This is a genomic window from Shewanella sp., from assembly GCF_041630135.1.
Taxonomy (GTDB): domain Bacteria; phylum Pseudomonadota; class Gammaproteobacteria; order Enterobacterales; family Shewanellaceae; genus Shewanella.
The window spans coordinates 25,089-51,525 of record NZ_JBFKLW010000021.1; the positions used below are offsets into that span (position 1 = coordinate 25,089).

Sequence of the window (26,437 nt, forward strand, 5' to 3'; positions counted from 1 at the left end):
ACTGTCACAGTTTATGCCTGTTTTATGGTGCCTTTTTTAAGGCTTTCGTTGCTAGTGTTTGTAGAGTTGCGCTGTCACGCTGTTCTGTTCACCTCTTTGAACCATGTTGATATGTGGGGTGGAAGGGGAGTTTTTCGAAAGTCACGTGTTTTGGTGACACTAACAACACTGATTCTGACCGATTTAAATGCAAGGTTTAGAAGGGAAAAAGTTGCCTTTCAGGCTTTAAGCCGTTTGGTGCCTGACACATTCATGCAATGAAATTAATCATGGGATAAAGCTTTTTGTATGGTTTGATCCATCAAATGCGATTGGTTTGTAGCGAAATCTTTGCGGATACTGAGCTCATTGAAAAGACATACACCGACTCATATCCCGACAATTTGAGGAATTTTATGATGACCAAGCCATCAAAGCTTTTTACCGGTATCGCTTCAGCGCTGGCACTGAGTGCCAGTGTATCTGCATGGGCCACAGAAGACAGGGACTTCAGTTCAATGCAGATGAAAGGCATTGAGCAAATAGAAGTGAGTGTCGATCTGGATGGGGCGGCGAAGCGCCTGTCAAAAGCGGTGCAGTTTCCTACCATTTCAAACCAGGATCGCAGTGATTTTGATGAAGCGGCGTTTAACGGCTATCACAGGTTTATCGAGCAATCTTACCCGCTGGTGCACAAAACATTGAAGCGCGAGTTGGTAGGTGAGCCCCGTCCTTTCAGTTTGATTTACACCTGGGAAGGCAAAAATCCCGACTTACCGCCCGCCGTTTTCATGGCTCACCAGGACGTAGTGCCTGTGGCATTGGAGTCCCGTGATCAGTGGCTGGTAGACCCCTTCTCCGGTGATATCAAAGATGGATACATCTGGGGCCGTGGCTCGCTGGATGACAAAAATCAAATTCACGCCATTCTTGAAGCCGCAGAAATGAAAATCAAAGAAGGTTTTCAACCTGAACGCACCATGCTGTTCGTTTTTGGCCACGATGAAGAAGTGGGCGGGCCCGAAGGGGCTAAGCATGCGGCGGATATTATTGAGCAGCGCTACGAAAAGATAGCCTTTGTGCTTGATGAATCGGCGCCGCTGATCCCCGGTGTTTTCCCTGGCATTCGTGAAAACACGGCGCTTATCGGCATTGCTCAAAAAGGCTACGTCAGTCTGGAGATAGCCATCAATGGTATGGGAGGTCACTCATCTCAACCAGCCTCTGAGTCCAATATTGTGGCGCTCGCGAAAGCAGTGACCAAAGTGGAGGCGGCGCAGTTTCCCTACAAAATCCACGATGCTGTGCGTTATCAGTACCGCTTTATGGGACCAGAGCTGCCTGCTGAGCAGCAGCCTATGTACAAGGCAGTGGCCTATGGTAACAACGACTCAGTGACTGAGCTTGAGCAAAAGTTTATGGAGGTGATGTCGCAAAACCAGGTTACCCGGGCGATGTTGCATACCACCACGGCGGTGACCATGTTCAACGCTGGCATTAAAGACAACGTGCTGCCCCCTGCGGCCACGGCTGTGGTGAACTTCAGACCTATGCCAGGTGACACCCCGGAAGTGATCATCGAGCATGTGAAGAAAGCCATCAACGATGACCGTATCACAGTGCGCGATATTTCAGCATCAACGCCAGCAACCAATGTGGCCGATCCCAATGGTCAGGGCTACAAGCTGCTTGAAAAGACCATTCGTCAAACCTGGGGTAACGACCTGATTGTGTCGCCATTCTTTGTCATTGGCGGCTCTGATTCCAAACACTTCCAGGCTCGCGCCTTTGCGCCGGACGTGTACACCATGACAGCGCTGCAGCTGGAAAGCGTGAAAGAGTTTGAAGGTTTCCACGGCGTGAATGAGCGGATTTTGGTGGAGGAGTATGGTCGTTCAATCGGGTTCTTCTACACCCTGATGGAAAATCTGGGCCAGCTGTAAACACTGAGCCAGCCTTGAAACTATCCCGTGGCTAACACCTGAGTAGCCACGGGCTATCTCCTTCCCTGATACCAGCCGTCGGCTGCGGATAACGAGTTGGAAATCCAGATATGAAACAGTATTTGTTACTGAGTATCTTCCTGCTGGCGTCAGTTGCCAATGCCTCTGAAACCAGTGCCTCTGAAACCAGTGCCTCTGAAATCATCAGTTGGGAGGCGTTGCGCCCAGGTGAGACTCAAACAAGCGCTATCTCCGGCGCTGACAAGGCATTGCTATCAGAAATCTATGCCTATGAGATTGCCATGCAAAGCAGAAGTTTAAGCCCGCTGGAGCAGGATGGCTATCGCCAGCGGGTCGCGCTGGCTGAAAAGCGGGGGCTGGACGTCAAAGTACAAGTGGCTTTGCTGATGGATAGGCAGACATTGTCTTCATCAGTTATCCCCAATCTGGCGATTAGGGATGTGAAGCTTGCGGGGTACCTTATTCCACTGCAGGGGCAAGCTGCCAAATACACTCAGTTTGTATTAGTGCCAAACGCCAGTGTCTGCGCCCACACTCAGTTAGCGCCGGTTGGCCAATCTGTTTTGGTCAATGTCCCTGATGGTTACGAGCTGACTGAAACGTTTGAACCTGTTTGGGTTGAAGGAAATATTCAGACTGATCAAGTAGTGAACTCAGTTCAGCTGTCTGATGGAAATAAAACCATGACAACGGGTTACGTGATCAATGCTGCGAACATAAAAAGACAGGATTGAACTTCTGTTTAACATGTACCGGACATTTAACCGGTGACCGATTTTGCATTGTGACTTGAGATGTGTGACTTGAGATTTGTGACTTGAGAATTGTCATCAGTGGGCCACAATGTTTGTGGAAGCAAACGCCAATCGCCCTGAAAAGTGGCTGGGGGACAATAAAGTCTGTTGCTTTGGGGCGAGGACAGCAAAAGTAGTGCTATCTTGTGGGCTGTGTCTGAGCTCGGAGACTGGTATGAATTTTAGCCTCGAACAGTTATTGGCGTTTGTGACTGTTTATGAAAAGCTGTCGTTCAGCAAAGCTGCGGTGAAACTGAATAAACATAGAACCACAATAGGTCAGGTCATCACGAATCTTGAAGATCAGTTAGCGGTAACCCTGTTTGAGCGAATAGGTCGTACGGTAGAGCCAACCGAAGATGGCCATCTGCTATATCTCTATGCAAAGCAAGTGATTGAGCAAGTTCGCTCGTTTGACAACATGGCGCTGAGTCTGTCCTATGGCACCTTGGGGCGGGTGATTTTTGCCTATCCGAGTTTTATTCCCAGTCATGCACTTTCTTTGATCCGCAAGCAGCTCGCGCAAGACTTTCCCGCCATGCAGGTTGAATTTGTGGTCAGGGACAGGGAGGCAATCAAACAAGGCATTATTGACGGCAGTATTCATTTTGGTGTGGTGAATATTCATGACAGCACTGCCGTGCACAGCATGGACTCCACCTTCCTCGGGCATGTTGAGTTTCTGCCGTATGTGCAGAGCAATGGCAGGTTGCATACTCTGGATAAAAGTCAGGTGGTCAATGCGTTGCGTACCGAGCGTCAAATCATGCTCAAGTCGCTGGTTGATGAAAGAATGGGTAATAAATTTCTGTTTTCGGCCAACCATGAACTTGCTGATCAGCAGGCGCTCATTATCAACATGGTCAGGGAGGGACTGGGTTGGGCCTGGTTGCCCAAGGCTCTTTCTGAGTCAAACGCGGCAGTTGATGGTATTTCGCCCCTCGATGTCGATATGATGTTTGAAGGCGTGAAATTACCCATTTCACTTTGGTGTCCGCAGAGTAAAAACATAAAAGATATCAAGCACTCCATTCTCAAATCCATACGCGAGCAAATGCAAAATTACGCCCGGAATGGCGGATAACCGATTCTTGCCTGCCAGGCTGCACAGGCCCCCCTGTAAAGCTGCTCTGTATGAGTCAATTTTACTTGTCAGTCAGGCTCAATTCAGCCTGTAGCTGATATCTATGGCAGCCACTGTGTATAGGAGCAAGAATGATGATAGCTATGCTACCCAAATGCCGGATGCTACCCAAGCCCCGGATTGCAGTTTTGCTGATGTTGGCCACTCTGTCAGGAGGCTGTGCTCAGGCATTATGTGATCTTCGCACCGATAAAGATCCTTATGACCCCGAGGGAGACAGGCGTCAATGTGAGCGGCAAGTTGAGCAATACATTGAAACTCAGGCCGCAGAAAAGCAAAAGCGCCAAGATGCAGAGCAACAGGCGCTTTTGGATGAAGCTTTGGCTGGGCGGCGGGTGCGCTAGCCAGCCAGTACTTCGTTTCAGGCTGTGGTATCGATATTGTGGCCTATGTTGCCGACCGGAGCTGACTTTGGCGCAGGTGCCGTGGCGGCGCTGATCAGATCGAGTGCTATTTGCCCCTCGACTTTCTGCTGATTCTTTGCCAACTGAGCAACCTTTACCCCAATGGCGCCGTGGCTCAGATTGGGTTCGATACTGCCTGAATTAATGCTGATTGCCATGAGTTACCTCTTCGTTTCGGTCAGATCCAGTTATCGGCTCGGTATCCATAAACTTTAGTCTTCGAGCCCTGATTTGCAAGGCGCGGCATTGCCAGTGGGCACGCTCATTGGCTCGTCGCCTTTGCTGCCAGTAACTTACGCCCAAGTAAAATCACCGTTGTCAGCAGAATGGAGCCCAGGATCAGTCCAATGGCCAGCGCCACGTTTTGCAGCGAGGTCGGATCCCACACCAGCATACCCCCCAGGCCGACCATCATAATGCCCGACATGAGTTTCAGCGATTCGCCTTCTTTTTCGCTGAGTTTGCGTTTACCCAGGGTCATGGCAAACACCAGCACTATCAGTGCCAGCGGAATGACATAAACGATGTTGTACATTACCAGATAGAAATAGCGCTCGGCATCAGGCAGTTCGTGCATGGCCAGCACGCTGGTATAGATCATCGGGAAGCCTGCGGTGCACAGCAGCTCGTAGGCATTGGCCAGAATCGCCAGCACAGTGGTGCCGAGTATCATGGCGGTCATGGAGCTGGCGCTGGAGAGTTTGCCCATGCGTTTTATCAGGCCGGTGCGCTTTTCGGCCGACATAGATAAGGTTACTTCGCCTTTCTCAAAGAAGAAGTCTTTAATATTCAGGCTACCTGCCAGCAGTGCAAGCATGCCCGCCGCCAGAATAATGGTACCGCCATCGCCATCAGCGCCCAGCAGCTCAAACATATTCAGCCAGGCAGTCATAAACAGGAAGTAAATAAAGCCCGAGAAGAACACGAAGATACCACCCACAATCAGCATGCGGCTGCGGCTCTTGGCATTCACCATGATCGACAGTAAGAACAGCAGTACGAAGAAGGCGCAGGGGTTAAAGGCATCGACCCCGGCCAGTACTAAAGTCAGCAATGGCAGCGACAGTTGATCCGGCGTCACCACACCGACAAAGGGCAGTTCAACCGGTTGCACATTACTGCTGGCACTGCTGGCGGCGTCGGCTCCTGAGTCACAGGTGCCCACCTCAGCGCTTGATTCACAGGTGCCAAACAACGGCTGGGTGGTGCTGACTGAAATGGCTCCGTCATCATCGGCGACTACACCGCCCAGGCTGCGGTAACAGTCTTTGAGCCTGCCGAGCAAGAACTGGCCGGTAACCTCGGCACTGCTGTAGCCCACGCTGGCTTTGCCGCAAATGGCGAAGAAGGGCACTGAACGGGTATCTGTGCCAGTGGCTTTGGCTACTTCCTGCCATTTATCCCGCGCGCCGAGGGCGGTGATCATGTGGGACTCCAGCGAAATCCAGGGATACTTCTCGGGTAAGGCGTCGATAAAGGGGTGGGCTTCGGCACAGTGGGGGCAGGTCTTTGACCAGAAGAAATACAGCTTAACCATCGGTTTGCCGTTCTCGTCCAACTGGTGCCAAACGGGTGAGGTTTCCTGATGTCCGGAATGGGCATCAGCGCTCATGGTGAAAAAACTCAAAAACAGGAACAGGGAAACAAGCATTGCGCGGACCATATGGCCTCCAGACCCGTATCAATCGGGAGTCAAGACAGAAAGCTCTGTCTCTACTTTACTGAAAACCATTGAGCAGACTAAATTTGCCTGCCAAAACTGTAAATTGCATCAGAAAACAACTCAATTATGCGAGGGTGATACAGGTTCATCATCACTGCGTAAAGCGATTGTAAATGAATCATCTGTGACGTCAGATAACGTTTATGGCCTACACACCTTATAAGTCGGGCTAGCTGGAGAGTCAGTGTATTAACGGTAAATATTCTGAATCTCTGTCTGAATACGCTCGCCACATCAGTGTTTTTTTTGCTATAACACAAATAGTTTGTGTGCAACTTAATACTTGAGAGGCTATATGGCCCAAGATTCTCTGGCGCTGGACCGACAGGTCTGTTTTTCCCTTTACCGGGCAAGTAATGCCATGATCCGCGCGTACCGCCCAATTCTGGATGGTTTGGGGCTGACCTACCCTCAGTATTTGGTGATGCTGGTGCTGTGGGAAGAAGAAGGTCTCAGCGTCAAGGCGCTGGGCGAGAGGCTGCATCTGGATTCCGGAACCCTGACACCACTGCTTAAACGGCTGGAAAGCAAGGGATTGGTGAGCCGCGGTCGCAGCGAGCACGATGAACGGGTGAGGGTATTACACCTGACCGATGAAGGTCGCATGCTTAAATCGGGTGCTCGGGAGATCCCCGACCGGATGCGTTGCATGGTGGGGGCGAGCCTGGAAGAGCTGACCGAACTAAAGCGCCTTTGCGACAAGGCCAGCAAATTGCTGGAGCGGGAAATATCGTGAGCAAACATGTGGATGTGTTGGTGGTTGGTGGTGGCATTAACGGCGTGGGCGTGGCTCAGTTTGCCGCTGCTGCGGGCTTCAGTGTGCTCTTGGTCGATCGTGGCGAAATTGGCGGTGAAACCTCTGGCAACTCCAGCAAGCTTATTCACGGTGGTTTGCGTTATCTCGAAAGTTTTCAGTTGGAACTGGTTCGAAAATCCCTGGGTGCCAGACGCGATTTGCTCGCTCTGGCTCCTAAACTGGTGAAGCCGGTTCGCTTTTACATTCCCATTTATCGTCACAGCCAGCGCGGAGCCCTGACCATCCGTGCCGGGCTGTCACTTTACGGGCTCTTATCTGAATTTGACCCCCTTGGCCGTTTCAGAAAAGTGCCCCGCAGCGAATGGCAAAACCTCGATGGGCTTGCCACCGAGGGCCTCGAAGCCGTGTTTCAGTATTGGGATGCCCAGACTGATGACCGCCTGTTGTGCCAGGCGGTAGCCCACAGCGCCAATCTGCTTGGAGCCGAGGTGTGGGAACAATCTCAGGTAGTGGGAATTCGTCATCACGGCGATGGCTGCGAAATCGAACTGCTGCGTCAGGGGCAAGCTCAACAAGTTTCTGCCGCATTGGTGGTTAATGCCTGCGGCCCCTGGGTAAATGAGCTGCTTGGCTGCGTGTTGCCACCGACAACCAGTTTGGCTATTGATTGGGTGCAGGGCTCGCATCTGCTGCTGGATATCGCCCCACCGGGCGGCATCATGTATCTGGAGTCTCCGGTGGATAAGCGGGTGGTGTTTGTGATGCCCTGGTATGGCAAAACCCTTGTTGGTACCACAGAAACTTTGCTGGAGAGCCTTGATAGCAAGCCTGAGATCACCGAGGCGGAGCGGCGCTATTTGCTGGCGCTTTACAGTCGTTATTTCCCCAATGCTGGCAGCACCGAAGCGCTGGCGGGCAAGATTTGCGGCAGCTTCTGTGGGGTGCGGGTGCTGCCAAAGGTCAATGGTGATGCTTTTAACGCTCCGCGAGATACCCTGATGCACACCAATGTGTCTCATCCGCGGCTGCTCAGTATTTACGGCGGTAAGCTCACTACCTTCAGAGCCAGCAGCGATGAAGTGCTTAATTGGATAAAGACGCAGCTGGGATCTCGCCCAGTTGTTGCCGATGTCGACAAGCTGATATTACATGCGGCGCCATCCCGGGATGATTTTGCCTCGCAAACAGGCTAAAGTGTGCGCCGATTTTGTGAGGAGAGCCGACCGTGAGCTGTGAATACTTTGCCAAAGGCCTTTGCCTGTCCTGCCGTTTAATGCCTGCCAGCGTGGAAAAACAGCTGAATGACAAGCAGCATCGGCTTGAGTCACTGCTGACAGCCTTGCCGGTGGAACAGTATTTACCTGCAATATCCGGTAAGGAGTTCGGTTTTCGTAACAAGGCTAAAATGGTGGTCATGGGCGCGGCTCATCAGCCGGTGCTTGGGATCCCCGGGCCCGACGGCACGCCGGTCAGTTTGAGCCATTGCCCACTGTATCCGGCCGATATGCAAGAATTGCTGGTCGAACTTGAAGGTTTTGTGCGCCGTGCCGGCATTCCCCCTTATCGAATCGATAAAGCCAAGGGCGAGCTTAAGTTTATTTTGCTTACCCGCAGTGCCGTGCGCGGTGAGTTTATGTTGCGTTTTGTGCTCAGAAGCAAAGAAGCCATTGCCCGTATCGAGCGCGAATTGCCAGCCTTGCTGGTTGCGTTTCCCGCCATTAAAGTGGTGTCGGTAAACTTGCAACCGGTGCACATGGCACGGCTCGAAGGGGATGAAGAAATCTTCCTCACCGAGGCGACCCGGCTGGAGGAGGTCTTTAATGGCGTGCCGCTGTTTATCCGCCCGAAGAGTTTTTTTCAGACCAATCCCGAGGTGGCGGCAAGCCTTTATGCCACTGCGGCAAATTGGGTGGATGAACTTGCGCCTCAAAGCCTGTGGGATCTGTTCTGTGGTGTGGGCGGCTTTGGCCTGCACTGTGCCAGTGCTGACTTGCCGGTAACGGGCATCGAGATTGAGGCGGAAGCCATCGATTGTGCCAAGAGCTCTGCTGCGGCCATGGGGCTGAATAACATGACATTTTCGGCACTTGACTCGACCGATTTTGCCAAAGGTAAGCAAGCCGGTGAGGTGCCTGACGTTATCATTGTCAACCCGCCCAGACGTGGTATTGGTGAGGCTTTGTGCCACAGCCTGTCTGAGTTTGCCCCCAAGGCCATTTTGTACTCGAGCTGTAATCCCGAGACTCTGGCAAAGGATTTGGCGCTAATTGATGGTTATCGTATTGCCCGGGTTCAACTTTTCGATATGTTCCCCCATAGCGACCACTTTGAGGTGCTGTGCCTGTTGCTCAAGGCCAGTTAATGCAGTGGGCGCCGCCATCTCAGACTGATGGCAGCGCCCCCAAGACGCCTGGAGTTGTCTACTCTGAGTTTTCCCTGATGCCAGATAGCAATCTTGCGCACTATATAAAGTCCCAAACCGTACCCGGAACTGCTCGGGTTGTTGCCGCGCTGAAACGCCTTGCGTAAATCCTTATCCGAATCATCAATTCCCGGGCCGTCATCTTCAATTGTCAGCCGCCAATGACGAGGCTCGGTTATCAGGCTGATATGAATTTCTTTATCGGCATATTTGAGGGCATTGGCTATCAGGTTCTGTCCGGCCAAATTCATGCTGAGGGGGTCAAGTAATACCATGCCTGCACTCAGGCTGCAGTTCACTTCTGTCTGTACGTGGATCTTTTCCCGGTAGAGAGCAAATTTATTTGCCAAGTCGGTGATAAAGGTATCCGCATTGTGCCAATCACGGCTATGCTCACCCCGTTGATGCTCCACCTTCGCAAAGGACAGGTAGCTTTTGGTCAGCTCTTCAATCTGGTCTATGTCCTGCTCAAGCCGTGACAGATACTCCTTGGGCAGATTGTGTTTAGTCAGTTCCAGCACAAAGCGCATACGGGATAATGGGGTGCGGATTTCATGGGATATGGTGCGTGATAAATCTCTGTGCAGTCTTATAAAATCCATAATTTGTGCCGTCATGGTTTCAAAGCCCTGCGCTAAAGGGTAGATTGCGGAGCGGGGGCTGATACTCGTTTTTAGTCGTTTGGGTTGGTTTCCGAAACTGACCGCCTGCGATTGAAGTACGCTCAGATCTTTAAATACGCGACCAATTAAAAGCAGTATCGTGAGTGCGAGGCTTGCATAAAGCAACGGAACTAATTGAGTTGCTTTATTTGTGTTGTGCATTGCACTGACAGGCCCCATTTGTTGCAGGCTGCCATCGGCTTGCTGCCGATAAAAGTACTGCTTGCCATCATCCTTACTGAGCCCAATGACCTTACCCTCCGATAATTGCTGTTTAAGATCATCCGAAAAAGCAATGGAATTTGCCGGTAGTAATTTAAACCTTAATTGCCCCTGTAACAGCAGGGATTCAGCATCCAGGCTGTAGCCATAAGCCTCTTCAGATGCGCTGTAAATCAGGTTGAATGACCAGACAATGAGGGCGCATGAAGCGATGATCAGCACAAACAGCCGGAATAGCTGACGCCTCATTGCATTTCATCCATGTTGACGCTCAGTAAGTAGCCGCGACCGTGAACGGTGCGGATGCTTAGCCCGGGGATGGTGATTTTTTCCAGTTTGCGCCTGAGGCGCGAAATTTTCAGATCCATTGCGCGGTCAAGGCCATCATAATCTCGGCCAATAATCTGCTCAAACAGGTATTCGCGGCTCAAAACCTGATCCAGATGGTGCACAAAAACCCACATCAGATCGGTTTCCTGGGTGGTCAATGGATAGTTTTTGTCTGCAAAACAGAGTTGTTGATGTGCTTTATGCAGTATCAAGTCCTGTCGTTGCCAAATTTGATTATCGTCTTTCGCTGTCGATTTAAGACGGGCTTTTATCCGTGCCAGCAGTAAAGCGGGCGCCACAGGTTTACTGATATAGTCGGCAGCACCGAGTTCCAGCCCCCGGATTTCATCTTCGTTATCGGCAAGCGCTGTCATAAAAATAATGGGGGCCGCTACTATACGGGATAGCTTTGGGAAGGCGCTGAAACCATCCTGACCGGGCAGCATTACATCGCAAATTACCAGGGAAACCGTTTTGCCCGGCAGCAATTTGAAGGCCGCCTCCACTGACGATGCATGCAGAAGTTTAAAACCATTATTTTCCAGAAAAGTGCAGATAAGCTCTGCCAGCGGCAGGTCATCTTCTATCAGTAATAATGTAGGGCTTACAGCAGATCCCAATTCAGTCCCCTCCGTTTGCGTTTGGGAGCCGGCTGGTACAGTGCCACCGAAATTTCCGTACGCATCAGTATTCTGGAGTTCATATCACGAATTTCCAGCATGGTGTCGCGCTCCAGTGCCAGCGACAATTGCTCATTCAAAGCTTTTAGCCCAGTATAGCAACGCCTTGGTATTGCTTCGTGGCTTAACCACAAACACAGATTTTGCGCTTTATCCCCTTGATAGGATACATGTACATCAAAGCGACAAGGCAGCTTATCACTGCTGGTAGCGCAGGCATGGGGGACAACTTTAAGCTCACCGGCTGCAGATGAAAGATGCAGTAATAACAGGCTAAGGATGACGAGATATTTCATTTTGTCTCCCTAGAAGCTGTAACTGACACCAACAAATCCGGCAAAGTAGTCGTCAGCGTCGATTAGCACGCTGTCCCGAATGGACTTGCCTAATTGGGTGTGTTTGAGTGTGGTGACGAAGGTCAGGCTGTCGGTGATGGGAACATTGAGCACAGCTTTGACATACCAGTTAGTGGCCGCTTCCAGCGGTTTTAGCCTGATAGGGCGACCGAACTCTTCAGGTCGAACGTTGTAATAGTAATCGACTAAATCGGCGTTTTTATAAATTCCCCCTGCTTCCAATCCGAGAGCTCCCCACGACCAGCCCAGGGCTTTGCGGAAACTCAATTGCCATTCATAGCCATTGTGGACTCCGGTTACATCATGAAACACGCCAGTGGTCAGATCGAACGCCGGCGTGTACCAAGTGGCGCTCAAACCGGCCATGTATGAGATCTTACGCTCAACCGCAGGTGGAGGCTCAATCACTTGTCCCGGCCGTGCAACGGGGACCCGAATGGGTGTAAATCCCAAGATATCTGCCAGCAGCAATTTACCTACGCCGTCATATTCAAAGAAAATACCGTCGTCATTAAGTTGACCCTGAAGGTCGACAGAGAGCCAGTCGTTTTCATACAGACTGTAGCCAAGGGTAAAGTTTTCCACATAAAAGCGGTCGCCATAGTAATACCAACTTGGCAGTACATAGGTAGTTATGTCTTCAGTTTTGGCTCGGGGGTTTTCCAGTGTGCCGTAACCCAATGCAACGGATATTTGCCAATCGCCAGGGCTCACTTGCTGTAACTCCTCGGCCATGGAAGGGATACTTAGTGGCAGCAGAATTGCCAACAGCCTTAAATACTTCATTTAACTTAATGCCTTACCTTCAAACATATAAACGGGCGTGTCTGGTGAGTACTCTTGTATCAAAGCGTAACATTCCACGCTGTTAATTTAAGCAAAATTAACCTGAAGCGTACAAAATGCTACAGATTTTCACGGCTGTTTCGCCGTATATCTGTTTAGCCGGAGAAATCCGGTATTGCCTTGAAGTAAGAGCCGGGGATGCGCTCTCGGGGCTCACTGATGATTTTGAGTGTCGTCAGCACGGCCAGGAGTGGCCGTGACCAAGTTGCCTTGTGCAACCGCCTTTCATGTCCTGTGATTCCGTTTTGGATCCCACCGCTTCGGCGGTGGTCTTTTGTTGTCACTCATCTGCAATAAAGATGTCATAATCTATGGCCATGAGCGTATGGAGATTAGGCTATGTGGCAGATTTTTTTGCGTTTTTTTATGCTTGGACTCACCAGTTTTGGTGGCCCGGCAGCCCATATTGGATATTTCAGACAAACTTTTGTTAATGAGCTTAATTGGCTTGATGAGCGCCGCTTCGGGGCGCTGGTCGCCCTGTCACAGTTTTTGCCGGGGCCAGGTTCAAGCCAGCTGGGCTTTGCCATCGGTCTGACCCGTGGCGGTCTTGGCGGCGCCATGGCTGCCTTTATTGGTTTTACTCTGCCATCAGCCATGCTGATGTACCTGCTGGCGGTCACCAGTGCAAACTTACTTGGGCAATCCTGGTTTGAGGGGCTTATCCATGGTCTTAAGCTACTGGCGGTAGTCGTGGTGATGGACGCATGCCTGGGCATGTTCCGTCAGTTTTGCCAAAGCACCGCGGCCAGATTGATTATGGCGGCCAGTACCCTGGCTCTGCTGCTGTTTGGTCTCAGCTGGGTACAATTTTTGGTGCTGGGCCTGGCGGCTGTAGTGGGGGTGGTTTATCTATCGCCGGCAGGTGAAACGAAGGGCAAGCTTGCCGGCATTGGCTGGGGTTGGCTGTTGGTGTTTGCGTTGCTGCTTGGTGGTGCGTTTTATGGCGTAGATGCCTTTAATGGTGGTACACAGGCCTGGCTGGGTGCGGTGAATTTTCAGGCCGGTTCTTTGGTGTTCGGCGGCGGCCATGTGGTGCTGCCTCTGCTTGAAGGGCACTTCAGTGAGCTTATGTCGCCGGACCGCTTTTTGACCGGATATGCCGCGGCACAAGCCATTCCGGGGCCCATGTTTACTCTGGCAACTTTTTTGGGCACAGATGCAACATTGGGTGATCCGGTATTGGGTGCCCTGATTGCGACGCTGGCGATTTTTTTGCCTGGCTTTTTGCTGCTGCTGGCGTTTTTACCTGCGTGGGAGGGCTTGAGTCAGCGCCCAAGGATTGCAGGTGCTGTAGCGGGCGTGAACGCCGCTGTGGTTGGGTTGTTACTAAGTGCCTTGTATCAGCCTATCTGGCTTTCGGCGGTGGCGGAACCAACAGATATGGCCTTGGTGGTAGCGGGCTTTACGGCGCTGAAAGTGCTGAGGTTGCCGATACTGACTCTGGTGGCCAGTTTTGCTTTGGTTGGCGGGTTGTGGCTGTAAGCTGCATAGGAAGGTTTTACCAATAAAAAAACCAGCGCATAGCGCTGGTTTTTTCATTCAGAAGCCGCAGTTACATGCCAAGGAATGATTTTGACTTGGTCTTGCGAATTTCTTTTTCATCGGACCATTCAATAAGGCCGGTTTCCAAATCCATCAAACGCATGGTCACCTTATAGTACACATCTTTGGTGCTGCCATCTTGCTTGACTATGCTGGACAGGTTGCCATACAGCATATATTGGGCACCAATTTGGCGACCAAAATTAATGGCGGTGGAAGGGTCGACCATACCTGAATTATTTTGATAATCCAGTTGCTTGCGAACTGCATCTACCTTGGTCATATCGATAAAACGAAACTTGCCTGAGCGCAGTAATTTGTTGCTGATGGAGTCGGTTACCGACTCGGTATCTATGTGCTCGGAAGTTTTGTTTTTTATCTTATCGACAAAAATAATGGGGCGTTGATTGGCTGTCATGGCTACAACGGGTGGAAACGTGAGCATGCTGTCAACCATCTTGGAGGTAATTGCCTGCAGATCGGTGGAACCAAAGTTCTCGTTCACCGTCTCCACTTCGGTGGCATCTCCGTACTCGACTTTGGATTGACAGGCGCCAAGTCCAAGGGACGCTGCCAGGATGAAAATCAGTTTGAAATGTTTCATAGTCAGTTCCATTTACGCTTGATGTTGATTGAATAAAACCGGATGTTGTTGCCTGTGTCAATCGCCCATACCAAAGTGGTTTGTCCGGGCGTTATTTCGATATCGGTGGCGGTATTGCCAAAGCTGAGCCGATATTGGCCTGCTGAGGTGTAAGTTCTGGCGATTTGCGCCTGCCGTGGCAGTGTAAGCCAGCTTCGTCTGTCGGCCTGTTCGGTGATGACATTGAAAATCTGCATCGCCACGGCTGCACCATCGAAATCGTCTCTTCGTTTTTTGGAATCACTCTGTACGCTGCGGGTCAGTTCTGACTTTGCGTAAACTCTGGCCGCCTGTCTGAAAAGCAGCCCTGGTAATTCTTCTTTAAGGGCGTTAATGGCAAGGGCATCCAGATTGGCTATGGCAGCTGCGTTAAGCGGTTTGTCGAGTCCTGTCAGACTGGCGGGTAATACCTGGGAATAGGCGGGGCCATAAGTGGGCAAAGAAATGGTTTGCCAGTTGCCATCTATGGTAAAAGGCACGGTAAGCGCTTGCTTTTCTGGTACAAAACCGCGCTCTACCAATACGACCAGCTGGCCTTCATCCTGTTTAGGCAGCCGGGCCTCGCCAAAGCGGGCCTTGAATTCATCGTACTGGGGCATGGAAAGCTGTTTGGCCAGTCGCACCAGATCCTGCTCAAGATAACTATTACCCGGGAAAATCTGTGCCGCCTTGCGGTAATCAATAAAGGCGTCATTTTCTTCTCCCAGTAACTCGTGCAGTAACCCTGTGGTGTAATAGCTGTAGGCGTTTAAAAAGGAGCTGGTTACCCCCCCAGCCTGCTGGCCAAGGCGGCTAATTTCCGCATCTACGGTGCCATTGGCCATGGCTTTTACCGCGTCTTTGGATTTCTCGTAGCGCTTTTGCTCCAGTTCCTGAAGATCATTGGCGCGGCGCACTTCCACCAAAGCACCTTCAAAGTCATTTTGCATCAGGTAATTGAGGGCCTGATACTGATGCACCATGATTCGCTCAAAGCCCGGGCCCCGATAAGGGATTAGATTATCGTTAAGCACCAGGCTGCCAGCGCTGGCGCCGAGCTCGCTTACGCTGACCAATGCTTTGTCGTCAAAGCGGGCGTAGGCGGCAATGGCGGCCTGGTAGTAGGTTTGGCTGGCATTGAAGTCACCGCCAATCTGCGCGACCCGACCAGCTTCCTGGGCATAGAGCAGGCCGTCGCGTGAGTTGATTTCGCCAGCCAGTTCAGGCAGCGGCGCCAGGGGAGTCGGCCCGGACAGGGCTTGTTTGACAGGGGCTATCTGTGATGGATAACTGATAAACAGGCTGCCCATGGCACAGCCGCCAAGAATCAGGGGCAATGTGAGCGTCAGCAGTGCCGGGTAGAGTCGCTTCATAGGTGACAACTCTCCTGGACCTTAATGCGTTCAAGCAGGGTAATGCCGTCCAGATGATCCAGTTCGTGCTGAAAAATCCGTGCAATAAAACCTTCGAGCCGCTGCTGATGATAATTGCCCTGCTCATCCTGCCATCGTGCATCGACCCAGCGATAACGTGAAATGCGGACACGGGCTCCCGGAACTGACAGGCAACCCTCTTCACCGATTTCTGTCTCAATGCTATGTGCGCGCAGCTCGGGGTTGATCATCAATAGTGGCGCCATACTCGGTGCGTCGGGATAACGTTCATTCGGGCGTGAAGCCACAATAAACAGCCGAAGGCTGACACCGATCTGCGGTGCGGCTATACCAACGCCGTTGGCCTGTTGCATGGTTAAGGTCAAGGTATGCGCCAGTTCGCCAAGAGCGGCATTGAAGCCGGTCACGGGCAGCGCTTCTTGATAAAGAACCTTGGCGCCTGTGGTTAAAATTTCTGCTGCTGCTTGAGTCATCCCTGGCCTTTTAATATCAATAGTGAGGAGGAGGGGTCTCTTCAGACTCTGAGGCGATATTGCTCGGCTCCATCGCTTTGAGTTTGTTGACAACCAGCTCAAGGGTATAGGTCTGCTTTGCCACCAATTCATTGAGACGAATCACTTCCTGATTCAGCTCTTCCACCGTCATTTCGGTGAAGGCCAGTTTGGTTTGCAGCTCTTCGATTTCCCGTTGCAGTGCTTGTAAATCTGTTTGCATTGTTACCTCTGTGACCAATATTCGACCCGACCGCTGCTGCTGATACTGACAATGGGACTGGGCAGGGTGGTTTCTGCTACCGAGTATACAACGGCCCCTTTGATTTGGGGGTGGGTTGCCAGACTAACTTGCCAGCGATCGGCCAGTTTTCCATCTTTTGTCTGCCAGCTGAATACTTCCCGAAATGGAGTACCTGTGAGTAGCATTTGATTGTCCCCGGTAAAACGGCTGGCCGAGAAGGTCATACTGCGTTGTTTTATCTGGAGATGACTAATCATTTTACCGTTGTCAGCAGCAAAAATTCTGGCATCGGCCTTGGCGTCAGCGGCAAAGGCCAGTTCACCATCGGAGGACAGTGCCACCTTCAGTACGCGGGCATCGAAGTCTTGTTCATGTAACGGTTGCCCGGACGTGGCCTGCCACAAAATGGCACGGTAGTCGTTGCCGCCACTGAGTGCCAGTTTGCCATCGGCCGACAGGGCGACACTGTTAACCTTCTCCTTGTGGCCCAAAAAGCGGATAAGTTTGGTTTGTCCGGCTACCAGTGACATCACTGAGCCATCCACCAGCCCGATCAGCAAGCTACCCTGGTTGGCTACAGCTATGGCATGACCGGGGGAGGGTAAACTCCACCAGCCAACCTGAGCGCCATCCGTTATTCTCCACAGAGCCACTGAATCCCGGCTTAATGAGGCCGCAAACGCGCCGTTGTCAGAGAGCGCGAGCTCAATTGACTCATTGCCGCTATCGCCATGTCGCCATCGATATTTGAGGGACTTGGGGGTAAGCTGCCACAGCTCAACACCGCCGCTTTCAGTACTGATAAGTGCCATAGAGGCATCTTTACTGAGGGCCGCGCCGTAAATAGAGGATTCGGTCAGAGTCATGACCCTATCCGCATCCTTTGGAATGCAACCGCATAGCAGGCTTGCCAATACGGGTAGCCACAGATAAAAACGGATGAACTTATTCCACATGCCTTGGTCTCATTGCTGTCTGGGTTCCGGACGGCCCTCACTTGGTGCTGCCCATGGCATAAGCTTAGTAACTAGTATAAAGTGGGTCGGTTCGATTTATAACAAAGGTTATTGTAACCACTTGAGGACGCTAAGGAAGCTTCAATGAAATCTATTTATAAATACTCACTGGTCGCTCTGGCCGTAGTAGGTTTAACTGCTTGTAATAAAGAAGAAAAAGCAACTGAAGTTGCTCCAGCTGTATCCCTGACAACTGAAGCTCAGAAAGAAGCCTACAGTGTGGGCGCCTCTATCGGCAGTTACATGTCAGGCCATATCAAGGAGCAGGAAGCTCTGGGGCTGCCTGTTGACCGCGCGCTGATCATCGAAGGTTTTTCCAACGGTCTGAACAGCAATCTTAAGTTGACCGAAGAAGAAATGCAGACTGTGCTGCAGAATCTGGACAAGAAGCTGAACGACAAGCGCATTGAGCTAGCCGAAGCACTGGCTGCCAAAAATATGGAAGATGGCAAAAAGTATCAGGAAGCCAACAAGGCCAAAGAAGGTGTGACCACTACTGAATCAGGGCTGCAATATGAAGTTCTGACCGCAGGCAGCGGTGACAAACCAGCCGCTGAGGACGTAGTTGAAGTTCACTATGCCGGCACCCTGATAGACGGTACTCCGTTCGACAGTTCATACGATCGTGGCCAGACTGCAAAGTTCCCTCTGAATCGTGTAATCGCCGGCTGGACAGAAGGCGTGCAACTGATGCAGGTAGGCTCCAAGTTCCGTTTCGTTATCCCATCTGAACTGGCTTACGGTGAGCGTGATAATGGCACCATCCCAGCCAACTCTACTTTGGTGTTTGAAGTTGAGCTGGTGTCTATTGAGAAAGCACCTGCTGTAGAAGCAGCAGCTGAAGAAGCTCACGCACACTGATCAACTTCTGATGAAAAAAGACGCCATCCGGCGTCTTTTTTTATGCCTTAATTGTCGGAAATCACCATGCAAGATTCTGAATTAGGTGTAATAATAATGTTTCGCCGAACAGCGTTCCGGAGTGCAAATGAAGCAGGTAGATTTTCGAACAATAGATAAAATTTTCATCCGTATGTCCATCAACGACAAAATGTGGGTGGTGTTTTTCTTGTTTGTGTTGGCGCTGGGGAGTACCGCTGGACTGCGGTATTTCCAGAGCATTGATGCAATTGAATCTGGCTCGATACATACCGCACAGGCGCGTCTGGATGCTGTGCTTGATACCCTGAATGCGACCGGTCAACTTGAGAATGCAACAAGCCTTGGGTTAAGCAGTGGCAGCGGAAAAAGCCGTCATAGCGGTGATTCGGTTACTGTGAGTGCTGTGGCTGCGAATGGCCAGTCATATACTTTGCGACAGGATGTTCGTTCTCAGGAGGCAGATGCCCGTTCTGACGCCTTGGCAAGCTTATTGTGGACGTCATTATGGATATTGCCCTTCGGTATTTTTGTCTATTGGGTGGCTACTTTTATTGGTGGTGCTTTGTGGGTGCTGTATACCACCACTGAGAAGATTGGTTCCGGTGATTTGACGTCACGCCTGGGCTTTCATCCGGGCAGGGATGAGTTTGGTACCATAGGTTGTGCCTTGGATAAGGCTATGGATACTCTGACTGAATTGGTGAAGGTGGTAAAGACCAATGCTGATACCCTGAGTGAGACTTCTGAGTCATTCGCCAGTGAAATGAAGCAGAGTTTGCAACAGATTAACCGTCAATATGTATCGCTGGACTCAGTGGCTACAGCGATGGAAGAAATGACAGCATCTGCTCAGGAAGTGTCCAATATTTCCCGGCAGGCAACTGAGCAAACCGAGCGTGACGCGACGCAGGTTGGCTTAAGTTTTCAGCGGGTGCAAAAAGCAATTTCAGATATTCAACAGTTGTCAGGTCTGATTGAACAGGCATCCAGCTCAGTGGCAACCCTCAACGTGAACACAACGCAAATCAATGAGGTTATTACCACTATTAACGCTATTTCAGAGCAAACCAATCTGCTGGCTCTGAACGCGGCAATCGAAGCGGCAAGAGCCGGTGAACAGGGACGTGGTTTTGCGGTAGTTGCAGACGAAGTGCGCACCTTGGCAAGTAGGACTCAGGCCGCCACAGTTGAGATCCAGGCTATGATTGAAAAGCTTCAGGGTGAGAGCCGCAATATTGCTGGCATTACCGAAAAGACAGTCAGTCAGGCTCAGTCCAGCAGTGGCGTGATTGCGGATATCGGCGAAGATGTTAAAGGTATTGCCGATTCATCCCGTGCTGTAACCGATATGAGCATTCAAATATCCACCTCGGCTGAAGAGCAAAGCAGCGTCGCTAATAGTATTGCCGCTGAGCTAAGTGATATCCGTAATCAGTCGAATACTATACGTACGGTGGCAGAGCAGTCTTCTGAAGGGGTGGCCAGGCTGTCTGAGGCGTCCCGTTCCCTTGGTAAGGTGCTGGCGCGGTATCGCACCAATTAACCCATCGTTTTTAAGAGTAAAAAAGGACGCGATAAGCGTCCTTTTTTATTTTCATAACCAGCGTTTTCGGTAAAAAAGCCACAGCTGCAATAGCACAAGCACTACCAAAATAACGCAAAATAATGCGAAGGCCCAAGGGGTATCAGCGCCGGGGATCCCCCCGATATTAACCCCGAGCAGACCGGTCAAAAAGCCCAGGGGCAGGAAGATTGCCGTCACAAGAGAGAGGAAGTAAAGTCTTTGGTTAAGTTCTTCGGACTGACGGCTCATGAGTTCTTCATGGGTTACGCTGGCCCTGTCTTTCAGAGCATCAAGATCTTCAATTGCACGGGTGAGTCTGTCTCTTATCTCGCGCATTCTTAACTGTTCGCTCTTTTTGAACAGGTGTCCGGTTTCAGTTTGTAGTGCTGCGAAAGCTTCTCTTTGCGGAGCCAGATAACGGCGGACCATCACGGTTTGACGCCTCAGTTCTGCGATTTCATTACGCACATCACGGCTGTTTCCTGTGACAATCTGCTCTTCAAGGTCGTCAACCTTTTCTTCAAGGCTGTTGATGAAGTCGGTTTTTATCAGGGTAAGTTTGTCACACAAGGACAAAATAAACTCTGATGGTGTGGCAGGTCCTGTCTTGCTGACAATCTGTGCCGCCAACTGTTTAACCGATTGTAATTCACGGCGACAGGCGCTGATAATGCGATGTTTGTCAGCATATAACCTGAGAGCAACCATATCCTCAGGCGCTGAGTCGGGATTAAGATTTACCCCACGCAGTGCCAGCAGGATGCCACTTTCATTGGCTAACGCTCTGGGGCGGGTATCGCGGGAAAGCAGCGCATCAATTTCCAGCCCCGGCAGATCGCTGCCTTGCAGCCACTCTCTGGCTTCTTTCGCATGATAGTTTAAATGAACCCATATACAGCCCTGTTCCGGAGTCCATTGACGGAGGGATTCCGTGTCAAGAGACTGACCCGCTTTCTCACCGCTGAGCCACAAACAGTAGACAAAGCCATTGGTCATAGTGCTTTCCTTTTTTTATCGTTTTTCAAACACTAACTTAAGCCATTCATCTGTGACAAGTACAGAGTCATGACAGACGCAGGAAAGCTGGCCCGCGATAGGATAAAATTGCTTTATTGAATAGTGATTTTGGGTATCCCAATGGAATATGAGTTTCGCCGTAATGGTCTGGACGGTTCGGTATTGGCGCTCTTCAGCATGGAACATGAAGTCGTAGGTCGATGGTTGGGTGAGGAGTTGGGCGATGACAGGGATGCTATTGATGAGGTGTTGAACGCAGTCGATGCATTGCTGGGTGGCGAGATAAGTGAATGGCGCAAGACAGGTCGGGAATTCAGTATTGAACTGGATTTGGAGCAAGCGAGAGTCTACGCCAATGTGTTGGGTTTTGAGCAAGAGCAAGATTTGGACGAAGGTATGGCGCTGTATGACGCTGAACTGGAGGCTGGCTGTGGTCTGGAGGATTTGCAGGCAGTATTGAAAAGTTGGCAGCAATTTCTATACGAGAGTCGCTGATGGCAGCACTATAATCAAACGCCCGATGAGTGACATCGGGCGTTTTTGTTCGCGGATCAAGATAACTGTGTATCCGTCACTAACGATTAAGGTAGCGAACGGCCATCTCAGTGCGGGATTTGGCGCCGGCTTTGCGCAGCAGGTTTTTCACATGCACTTTTACTGTGCCTTCGCTGATATGTAATTGCTCCGAAATCAGTCGATTGCTCAGTCCTTCGGCCAAATGTTCGAGGATTTGCAGCTCCCTAGGGGTCAGGGCATCTATCCATTCGTTTTCATCGGTGGCACTTTTGAGTTCGAATAAATATTCCTCGACAGCCTCACTGATGACCCGATGACCAAGCATGGCTTCCTTCAGTTTTTCAAGCAGCAAATCCGGTTCAGTGTCTTTGAGCAGATAACCATCTGCACCAGCCCGCAGCAGACGGATCACGTCCTGCTTGGCATCGGATACGGTCAGGATGACGATACGGGAGGTGACTCCTTCCTGACGCAGCCCTGCCAGAGTATCGAGCCCGGACATGCCCTTCATATTAAGATCCAGCAATATGATATCTGGTTCATCTGTGGCAACGGCACTCAGTGCGTCCAGCCCGCTGCCGACTTCGCCGAACAGGGTAAAATCCTTATCAGAGGTGATGAGCTGACAAATACCGCGACGCAGCAGAGGATGGTCGTCTACGACCAGAACTGAATAAGGTTTACCCATCTCAAGCAGGCTCCTGATGTGGTGGAAGGGTTAGGGTGACTGTGGTGCCACCAGCGTTATTACTCGAAAAATGCAAGCGGCCATCAAGCTTGCTGGCGCGTTCATGCATAATGCCAATGCCAAAGTGTTGATCGCGCTCTTTAAGATGCGCAAGGCCGATGCCATCATCACTGATGCTGATGTTAATCGTACCGTCATCGTTTTTACAGCATTGAATAACTATTTCTGTTGCCTTGGCATGTTTAATGGCATTGAGCGTGGCTTCACGGGTCAGTTGTAAAATATGAATGTGTTGATTGGCCCCCAGCAGTTGCTCGCGAATACCGTAGTCAATCCGCAGCGTTGCATCGGATTGGCTGCGCAGTTGCTCCAGCATGGCTTCGAGCGCATGTTTGAGATTGGGTTCTTTAATGGTCAGGCGGAATGTTGATAGGAGTTCTCGCAACTGAACATAAGCGTTGCTGACGCCTTCATTGATTTCGTTTAATTGTTCCTCGACCTGCGGGTTTCGGCAGCTGTCATCCAGTCCCTTGCGAAGCAGGCTGATTTGGATTTTAAGGAAACTCAATACCTGACCGAGTGAGTCATGCAGTTCCCGGGCAATCACGCCGCGCTCTTCCATCAGCGCCAACTGTTGGCGTTGCTCTGCCGATTGGTGAATGAGTATTGAGCGTGCCAGCATAATCGCGAAGTTTTCAAATAGCGGCCTATTGGGCGCCCTGTCTGACACCATCTCCAAATATCCCAAATCTGTGTTTTCAAACGTCAGTGGAAAGCGACAGGAAGGCTCAGCGTCTGCCGGCCAGCCTCCGTCAGCCTCTATGGCTTCATCGGTGTCGTCTTCGTACTGGATAATTAGGCGCAGATGATCCAGATGTTCATATTGCTTTAACTGATCCAAAGCTCCCTTAAGAGCCTTGTAATCGAGGCTTTTGCCATGAAGCATCACCAGATTGTCGTACAGGAAACTTAACTCCTGATTGGCGCGGGTAAGTGCATGGGTCTTTTCCTGTACCTGAGATTCCAAATCACCATAGAGTGCGGACAACTCTTTGGCGGTGGAGTCCAGCGCGTCCGCCAATGCTTGAAGTTCTATGTACTCCGTTTGAGGCATGTCTACATCGAAGTTTCCTTTGGAGATGGTATTGGCTGAAATCATCAGCTGTTTCAGAGGTTCAACCACCTTGCGTTTGGTATAGCGCACAGCTGCCAATGCGATAGCCAGCATCAGCCCAAGGCCAATTAATTGACTGGCGGCCAGCAACCGGAGTTTAAAGGCGGCGTGATGTTCGGTTTCCAGCACCAGTATGTCGATGGTGTCGACAAAGTCTTTCAGGGATGAAGCGTAAAGACGTGAGTTTTCCTCTTCGATGAAGTACTTCATCACCTTCCATTTATCGATGACCAAAAGGTATTGATCTTTAAGCCTTTGTGGTGTGCTCCAGTCCAGAGAACGCCTAAGGGCGGGTGAATACAATGTGGCTTCGAATTCCCGGATTTTAGCTGTGGCCTCATCGCTGCCTGAATTTGCGTAAAACATCAGCCGGTAGCTTTGCATCCGCAGCGAGCCGGAGGCGTTAATGGCCCTTGCATCGCCTAAGCTATATGTGAGATTGGCAAGAGCAAAAATCGACAGACCGCTGGATAGCAGGATGAGGATCATCATCAGACCGAGAATTTTGGACGTGAGGCTGCCGCGTTTCATGACGCTCCTGTACTTCTATCGAGTTTGTTTACAACTAAAGTCTATGTTCTACATTAGCTTTTTCTTTATCACACCCGCAAAGATACAAAAGTGTGAACAAAGACACATCCAATTGTTGATCTTGTGCAAACTTTAGCTTCGTTACCTCTTATGAGGTATGTAATAAGAGGGGGGGGAGGTCTAAATTTGACCTTGGAGATGTCGTGGATATTCAGAAACACAATAACGCAACACGGAGATGAGATGGTGAAAAAGCTTAACGGAAAATCCTTTGCGCTCAGCGCATTGGTCGCCGCCAGCTTAGTAGCTGCCGGCGCGATGGCCAGTGAAAAAACTGAGCCACGCAATGAAGTATACAAAGACAAATTCAGTAAGCAATACAACAGTTGGCATGAAACCGCTCAAAGTGAAACCCTGACAGATGCACTTGAGCAGGATCCTGCACTGGTTATTTTGTGGGCTGGTTATGGTTTTGCCAAAGACTACAATGCCCCACGTGGTCACATGTACGCGCTGACTGATGTACGTAATACTCTGCGTACCGGCGGCCCAACCTCCGCTGAAGATGGTCCAATGCCCATGGCCTGTTGGAGCTGTAAGAGCCCTGACGTTCCCCGTGTAATTGAAGAGCAGGGTGAGAAAGGCTATTTCACCGGTAAGTGGGCCAAGGGTGGCGCTGAAGTCGCCAATACCATTGGCTGTTCAGACTGTCACGAAAAAGGCACATCTAAGCTGCGTATGTCCCGCCCATTTGCGGCACGTGCTATGGAAGCCATTGGAACTCCGTTTGATAAAGCCTCCAAGCAGGACAAAGAATCAATGGTGTGTGCTCAGTGTCACGTTGAGTACTACTTTGAGAAAACTGAAGATCACAAAGGCTTCGTGAAGTTCCCATGGGATGGCGGCACCACGGTGGAAGCCATGGAAACCTACTACGATGCGCTGGATTTTGCCGATTGGACTCATGCAGTCTCCAAGACGCCAATGCTGAAGGCTCAGCACCCAGGATATGAAACCTGGAAACTGGGTACTCACGGCCAGAACAATGTATCCTGCGTTGACTGTCACATGCCTAAAGTGACCAATGAACAGGGTAAGAAGTTCACCGATCACAAAGTGGGTAACCCATTTGATCGCTTTGAAGAAACCTGTGGTACTTGCCACAGCCAGGACAAAGATCACATGCTGACTGTCTACAAAGGCAACAAGGCAAAAGTGATGGAACTGAAAGGCAAAGCTGAAACTCAGCTGGTAGCCGCTCACTTTGAAGCTGGTGCCGCTTGGGAAGCTGGTGCGACAGAAGCAGAGATGAAGCCAATCCTGACCAATATCCGTCACGCTCAGTGGCGTTGGGATTACGCGATTGCTTCTCACGGTGTGTCTGCTCACGCCCCTGCTGAAGCCCTGCGTGTTCTGGGTACCGCGGTAGACAAGGCTGCCAATGCCCGCGTACTGCTGGCTCAGCTGCTGGCTACCAAGGGTGTGAAACAACCTATCGCACTGCCTGATATCTCTACCAAGGCCAAAGCTCAGGCTGCCCTGGGTATGGATATGGACAAGCTGAGAGCTGAAAAAGACAAGTTCAAGAAAGAACTGTTGCCCAAGTGGGAAGAAGAAGCCAAGGGTCGCGAAGCGACCTATAAGTAAGCAGCAAACCCCAAGCCTGCAAACACAAAGCCCCCGCATTGCGGGGGCTTTTCTTTATGTGTACTGCCTTACGGGTCTGCGGCGTGGAGCCCATTATTTGATGAGCTTCAGCAGTGCCTTAAAGCTGTCGCCCACAGCATGGTGTTGCAATTCAAACAGCAGTGATTCCACGTTGGTCAGACGGGCGCCAGCTTCGCGCATCATCTCCAGTCCCATCGTTTTGTTTTCAATAGTACGAGAGCCCATGGCATCGGCCACCAGATGCACGCCAAAACCATTGTCCAACAGGTCGCGACAGGTCTGATACACGCAGATATGGGTTTCGATGCCGCACAGCAGTACCTGCTTACGGCCGCTGGCCTGCAGTGCTTCGCGAAAGCCATCGCAGGGCCAGGCGCTGAAATGTTCCTTGGCGATGGGGCTTAGGCCTTCGAGCACCAGTTGCAGTTCTTCTGAAGTGTGACCGAGTTTTTCGGGGAGTTGTTCCAGCCACAGGATTGGTATATCGAAAATACGCGCGCCGCTGATCAGGGTGATCAGTTGTTGATGCAGCGCTTCAGAGCCTTGCATCAGGCGGGCGAGTTTTCCCTGAACATCTACCACAACCAGGGCCGTTTCGTTTGGGGTCAGCATGGGGTATCTCCTTTTTTAATCCAGTTAACTCCTTTTTGTGTGTGATGCCAATACGCCATAAGTCATATGCACCAGCTTGGTGCATGGGTTGCATAGCTGCACTTTATTTGTGCGTTTTTATGCGCCAACATTAGGGTTTGTGAAAGGTATTTTCAATAAAAACAGCAAGATGAAATCTTGGCCTGATGCT

27 protein-coding genes are annotated in these 26,437 nt (G+C 50.9%); 12 read left to right on the plus strand and 15 right to left on the minus strand.

Annotated elements, in window-relative coordinates; translation table 11 throughout:
• Positions 1-395 precede the first annotated feature (395 nt).
• The 4 genes from ABYK60_RS07815 (at position 396) to ABYK60_RS07830 (ending at position 4,225) form a co-directional block, all read left to right on the plus strand.
• Positions 396-1,922 (plus strand): M20 family peptidase, encoded by a 1,527-nt coding sequence (locus ABYK60_RS07815; protein WP_372871414.1) that lies wholly within the window; start codon positions 396-398, stop codon positions 1,920-1,922.
• A gap of 110 nt (positions 1,923-2,032) precedes the next feature.
• Positions 2,033-2,677 carry a DUF3299 domain-containing protein gene (locus ABYK60_RS07820; protein WP_372871415.1) on the plus strand — a complete coding sequence of 215 codons (645 nt, stop codon included), beginning with the start codon at positions 2,033-2,035 and terminating at the stop codon, positions 2,675-2,677.
• Between the two features lie 235 nt (positions 2,678-2,912).
• On the plus strand, positions 2,913-3,821 hold the full coding sequence (locus ABYK60_RS07825) for a LysR family transcriptional regulator (protein WP_372871416.1): 909 nt from the start codon (positions 2,913-2,915) through the stop codon (positions 3,819-3,821).
• 131 nt (positions 3,822-3,952) lie between these two features.
• Positions 3,953-4,225, plus strand: coding sequence for a hypothetical protein (locus ABYK60_RS07830; RefSeq protein WP_372871417.1), 273 nt, complete (start codon positions 3,953-3,955; stop codon positions 4,223-4,225).
• Between the two features lie 17 nt (positions 4,226-4,242).
• On the opposite strand, the gene ABYK60_RS07835 is transcribed toward ABYK60_RS07830, so the two are convergent.
• Together ABYK60_RS07835 and ABYK60_RS07840 are read right to left on the minus strand one after the other, a co-directional pair.
• Positions 4,243-4,443, minus strand: a complete 201-nt coding sequence (locus tag ABYK60_RS07835) for a cytoplasmic protein (RefSeq protein ID WP_372871418.1) — start codon at positions 4,441-4,443, stop codon at positions 4,243-4,245.
• 104 nt (positions 4,444-4,547) lie between these two features.
• The gene (locus tag ABYK60_RS07840) at positions 4,548-5,948 is read right to left on the minus strand and encodes a cytochrome C biosynthesis protein (RefSeq protein ID WP_372871419.1); all 1,401 of its coding nucleotides are present in this window, start codon (positions 5,946-5,948) and stop codon (positions 4,548-4,550) included.
• Between the two features lie 355 nt (positions 5,949-6,303).
• Here ABYK60_RS07840 and ABYK60_RS07845 point away from each other — a divergent pair, with 355 nt between their 5' ends.
• Genes ABYK60_RS07845 through rlmC form a run of 3 tightly spaced genes read left to right on the plus strand, consistent with a single transcriptional unit; the run spans position 6,304 to position 9,127 of the window.
• On the plus strand, positions 6,304-6,744 hold the full coding sequence (locus ABYK60_RS07845) for a MarR family winged helix-turn-helix transcriptional regulator (RefSeq protein WP_372871420.1): 441 nt from the start codon (positions 6,304-6,306) through the stop codon (positions 6,742-6,744).
• A complete protein-coding gene (locus ABYK60_RS07850) occupies positions 6,741-7,958 on the plus strand; it encodes a glycerol-3-phosphate dehydrogenase/oxidase (RefSeq protein WP_372871421.1) in 1,218 nt (405 codons plus the stop codon). Before ABYK60_RS07845 ends, ABYK60_RS07850 begins: the two co-directional genes overlap by 4 nt.
• 32 nt (positions 7,959-7,990) lie before the next feature.
• Entirely contained in the window at positions 7,991-9,127 is a 1,137-nt protein-coding gene (gene rlmC / locus ABYK60_RS07855; protein ID WP_372871422.1) for a 23S rRNA (uracil(747)-C(5))-methyltransferase RlmC, read from the plus strand.
• On the opposite strand, the gene ABYK60_RS07860 is transcribed toward rlmC, so the two are convergent.
• From ABYK60_RS07860 to ABYK60_RS07875, 4 genes are read right to left on the minus strand one after another with little or no spacing between them, the layout of a single operon-like run.
• Positions 9,124-10,320, minus strand: coding sequence for a sensor histidine kinase (locus ABYK60_RS07860; RefSeq protein WP_372871423.1), 1,197 nt, complete (start codon positions 10,318-10,320; stop codon positions 9,124-9,126). The two genes, rlmC and ABYK60_RS07860, sit on opposite strands and share 4 nt — an antisense overlap.
• Positions 10,317-11,021, minus strand: a complete 705-nt coding sequence (locus ABYK60_RS07865) for a response regulator transcription factor (protein ID WP_372871424.1) — start codon at positions 11,019-11,021, stop codon at positions 10,317-10,319. The genes ABYK60_RS07860 and ABYK60_RS07865 overlap by 4 nt, the downstream gene beginning before the upstream one ends.
• Positions 11,006-11,377, minus strand: coding sequence for a DUF3019 domain-containing protein (locus ABYK60_RS07870; protein ID WP_372871425.1), 372 nt, complete (start codon positions 11,375-11,377; stop codon positions 11,006-11,008). The genes ABYK60_RS07865 and ABYK60_RS07870 overlap by 16 nt, the downstream gene beginning before the upstream one ends.
• 9 nt (positions 11,378-11,386) lie before the next feature.
• The gene (locus tag ABYK60_RS07875) at positions 11,387-12,223 is read right to left on the minus strand and encodes a MipA/OmpV family protein (protein ID WP_372871426.1); all 837 of its coding nucleotides are present in this window, start codon (positions 12,221-12,223) and stop codon (positions 11,387-11,389) included.
• 399 nt (positions 12,224-12,622) lie between these two features.
• Between ABYK60_RS07875 and chrA the strand changes: the two genes are divergently transcribed.
• The gene (gene chrA, locus ABYK60_RS07880; RefSeq protein WP_372871427.1) at positions 12,623-13,768 is read left to right on the plus strand and encodes a chromate efflux transporter; all 1,146 of its coding nucleotides are present in this window, start codon (positions 12,623-12,625) and stop codon (positions 13,766-13,768) included.
• 70 nt (positions 13,769-13,838) lie between these two features.
• Here chrA and lpoB read toward each other — a convergent pair whose 3' ends face one another.
• The 5 genes from lpoB to ABYK60_RS07905 are packed head-to-tail and all read right to left on the minus strand — an operon-like array spanning position 13,839 to position 17,520.
• Complete coding sequence (gene lpoB / locus ABYK60_RS07885; RefSeq protein WP_372871429.1) at positions 13,839-14,432, minus strand: penicillin-binding protein activator LpoB; 594 nt, start codon at positions 14,430-14,432, stop codon at positions 13,839-13,841.
• 2 nt (positions 14,433-14,434) lie between these two features.
• Positions 14,435-15,823, minus strand: a complete 1,389-nt coding sequence (locus ABYK60_RS07890) for a COG3014 family protein (protein WP_372871430.1) — start codon at positions 15,821-15,823, stop codon at positions 14,435-14,437.
• Positions 15,820-16,317, minus strand: coding sequence for a peptide deformylase (gene def, locus ABYK60_RS07895; RefSeq protein WP_372871431.1), 498 nt, complete (start codon positions 16,315-16,317; stop codon positions 15,820-15,822). Before def ends, ABYK60_RS07890 begins: the two co-directional genes overlap by 4 nt.
• Positions 16,318-16,333: 16 nt before the next feature.
• Complete coding sequence (locus ABYK60_RS07900; RefSeq protein WP_372871432.1) at positions 16,334-16,558, minus strand: SlyX family protein; 225 nt, start codon at positions 16,556-16,558, stop codon at positions 16,334-16,336.
• 2 nt (positions 16,559-16,560) lie between these two features.
• Positions 16,561-17,520, minus strand: coding sequence for a WD40 repeat domain-containing protein (locus ABYK60_RS07905; protein WP_372871448.1), 960 nt, complete (start codon positions 17,518-17,520; stop codon positions 16,561-16,563).
• Between the two features lie 159 nt (positions 17,521-17,679).
• Between ABYK60_RS07905 and fkpA the strand changes: the two genes are divergently transcribed.
• Positions 17,680-18,456 carry an FKBP-type peptidyl-prolyl cis-trans isomerase gene (gene fkpA / locus ABYK60_RS07910; RefSeq protein WP_372871433.1) on the plus strand — a complete coding sequence of 259 codons (777 nt, stop codon included), beginning with the start codon at positions 17,680-17,682 and terminating at the stop codon, positions 18,454-18,456.
• Between the two features lie 127 nt (positions 18,457-18,583).
• Positions 18,584-20,020: a methyl-accepting chemotaxis protein gene (locus ABYK60_RS07915; RefSeq protein WP_372871434.1), complete on the plus strand. Its 1,437-nt coding sequence runs from the start codon at positions 18,584-18,586 to the stop codon at positions 20,018-20,020.
• 51 nt (positions 20,021-20,071) lie between these two features.
• On the opposite strand, the gene ABYK60_RS07920 is transcribed toward ABYK60_RS07915, so the two are convergent.
• Positions 20,072-21,037: a zinc transporter ZntB gene (locus ABYK60_RS07920; protein ID WP_372871435.1), complete on the minus strand. Its 966-nt coding sequence runs from the start codon at positions 21,035-21,037 to the stop codon at positions 20,072-20,074.
• Between the two features lie 141 nt (positions 21,038-21,178).
• Between ABYK60_RS07920 and ABYK60_RS07925 the strand changes: the two genes are divergently transcribed.
• On the plus strand, positions 21,179-21,553 hold the full coding sequence (locus tag ABYK60_RS07925; protein WP_372871436.1) for a YacL family protein: 375 nt from the start codon (positions 21,179-21,181) through the stop codon (positions 21,551-21,553).
• Positions 21,554-21,632: 79 nt separating this feature from the next.
• Here ABYK60_RS07925 and ABYK60_RS07930 read toward each other — a convergent pair whose 3' ends face one another.
• Positions 21,633-22,262: a response regulator gene (locus ABYK60_RS07930; protein WP_372871437.1), complete on the minus strand. Its 630-nt coding sequence runs from the start codon at positions 22,260-22,262 to the stop codon at positions 21,633-21,635.
• Position 22,263: 1 nt separating this feature from the next.
• Positions 22,264-23,967 carry a nitrate/nitrite two-component system sensor histidine kinase NarQ gene (narQ, locus tag ABYK60_RS07935; RefSeq protein ID WP_372871438.1) on the minus strand — a complete coding sequence of 568 codons (1,704 nt, stop codon included), beginning with the start codon at positions 23,965-23,967 and terminating at the stop codon, positions 22,264-22,266.
• A gap of 243 nt (positions 23,968-24,210) precedes the next feature.
• Between narQ and nrfA the strand changes: the two genes are divergently transcribed.
• A complete protein-coding gene (nrfA, locus tag ABYK60_RS07940; protein WP_372871439.1) occupies positions 24,211-25,614 on the plus strand; it encodes an ammonia-forming nitrite reductase cytochrome c552 subunit in 1,404 nt (467 codons plus the stop codon).
• A gap of 93 nt (positions 25,615-25,707) precedes the next feature.
• On the opposite strand, the gene ABYK60_RS07945 is transcribed toward nrfA, so the two are convergent.
• A complete protein-coding gene (locus tag ABYK60_RS07945; protein ID WP_372871440.1) occupies positions 25,708-26,247 on the minus strand; it encodes a hydrolase in 540 nt (179 codons plus the stop codon).
• Positions 26,248-26,437: the final 190 nt, after the last annotated feature.

Bases quoted from the DNA above. Each gene is read 5' to 3' on its own strand.
- ABYK60_RS07840 (WP_372871419.1), bottom strand. From the start codon at position 5,948: ATGGTCCGCGCAATGCTTGTTTCCCTGTTCCTGTTTTTGAGTTTTTTC.
- ABYK60_RS07860 (WP_372871423.1), bottom strand. From the start codon at position 10,320: ATGAGGCGTCAGCTATTCCGGCTGTTTGTGCTGATCATCGCTTCATGC.
- fkpA (WP_372871433.1), top strand. From the start codon at position 17,680: ATGAAATCTATTTATAAATACTCACTGGTCGCTCTGGCCGTAGTAGGT.
- ABYK60_RS07900 (WP_372871432.1), bottom strand. From the start codon at position 16,558: ATGCAAACAGATTTACAAGCACTGCAACGGGAAATCGAAGAGCTGCAA.
- ABYK60_RS07875 (WP_372871426.1), bottom strand. From the start codon at position 12,223: ATGAAGTATTTAAGGCTGTTGGCAATTCTGCTGCCACTAAGTATCCCT.
- ABYK60_RS07815 (WP_372871414.1), top strand. From the start codon at position 396: ATGATGACCAAGCCATCAAAGCTTTTTACCGGTATCGCTTCAGCGCTG.
- ABYK60_RS07915 (WP_372871434.1), top strand. From the start codon at position 18,584: ATGAAGCAGGTAGATTTTCGAACAATAGATAAAATTTTCATCCGTATG.
- lpoB (WP_372871429.1), bottom strand. From the start codon at position 14,432: ATGAAACATTTCAAACTGATTTTCATCCTGGCAGCGTCCCTTGGACTT.
- chrA (WP_372871427.1), top strand. From the start codon at position 12,623: ATGTGGCAGATTTTTTTGCGTTTTTTTATGCTTGGACTCACCAGTTTT.
- ABYK60_RS07920 (WP_372871435.1), bottom strand. From the start codon at position 21,037: ATGACCAATGGCTTTGTCTACTGTTTGTGGCTCAGCGGTGAGAAAGCG.
- ABYK60_RS07870 (WP_372871425.1), bottom strand. From the start codon at position 11,377: ATGAAATATCTCGTCATCCTTAGCCTGTTATTACTGCATCTTTCATCT.
- ABYK60_RS07825 (WP_372871416.1), top strand. From the start codon at position 2,913: ATGAATTTTAGCCTCGAACAGTTATTGGCGTTTGTGACTGTTTATGAA.
- ABYK60_RS07845 (WP_372871420.1), top strand. From the start codon at position 6,304: ATGGCCCAAGATTCTCTGGCGCTGGACCGACAGGTCTGTTTTTCCCTT.
- narQ (WP_372871438.1), bottom strand. From the start codon at position 23,967: ATGAAACGCGGCAGCCTCACGTCCAAAATTCTCGGTCTGATGATGATC.
- ABYK60_RS07830 (WP_372871417.1), top strand. From the start codon at position 3,953: ATGATGATAGCTATGCTACCCAAATGCCGGATGCTACCCAAGCCCCGG.
- ABYK60_RS07820 (WP_372871415.1), top strand. From the start codon at position 2,033: ATGAAACAGTATTTGTTACTGAGTATCTTCCTGCTGGCGTCAGTTGCC.
- ABYK60_RS07930 (WP_372871437.1), bottom strand. From the start codon at position 22,262: ATGGGTAAACCTTATTCAGTTCTGGTCGTAGACGACCATCCTCTGCTG.
- ABYK60_RS07890 (WP_372871430.1), bottom strand. From the start codon at position 15,823: ATGAAGCGACTCTACCCGGCACTGCTGACGCTCACATTGCCCCTGATT.
- ABYK60_RS07925 (WP_372871436.1), top strand. From the start codon at position 21,179: ATGGAATATGAGTTTCGCCGTAATGGTCTGGACGGTTCGGTATTGGCG.
- nrfA (WP_372871439.1), top strand. From the start codon at position 24,211: ATGGTGAAAAAGCTTAACGGAAAATCCTTTGCGCTCAGCGCATTGGTC.
- ABYK60_RS07945 (WP_372871440.1), bottom strand. From the start codon at position 26,247: ATGCTGACCCCAAACGAAACGGCCCTGGTTGTGGTAGATGTTCAGGGA.
- def (WP_372871431.1), bottom strand. From the start codon at position 16,317: ATGACTCAAGCAGCAGCAGAAATTTTAACCACAGGCGCCAAGGTTCTT.
- ABYK60_RS07835 (WP_372871418.1), bottom strand. From the start codon at position 4,443: ATGGCAATCAGCATTAATTCAGGCAGTATCGAACCCAATCTGAGCCAC.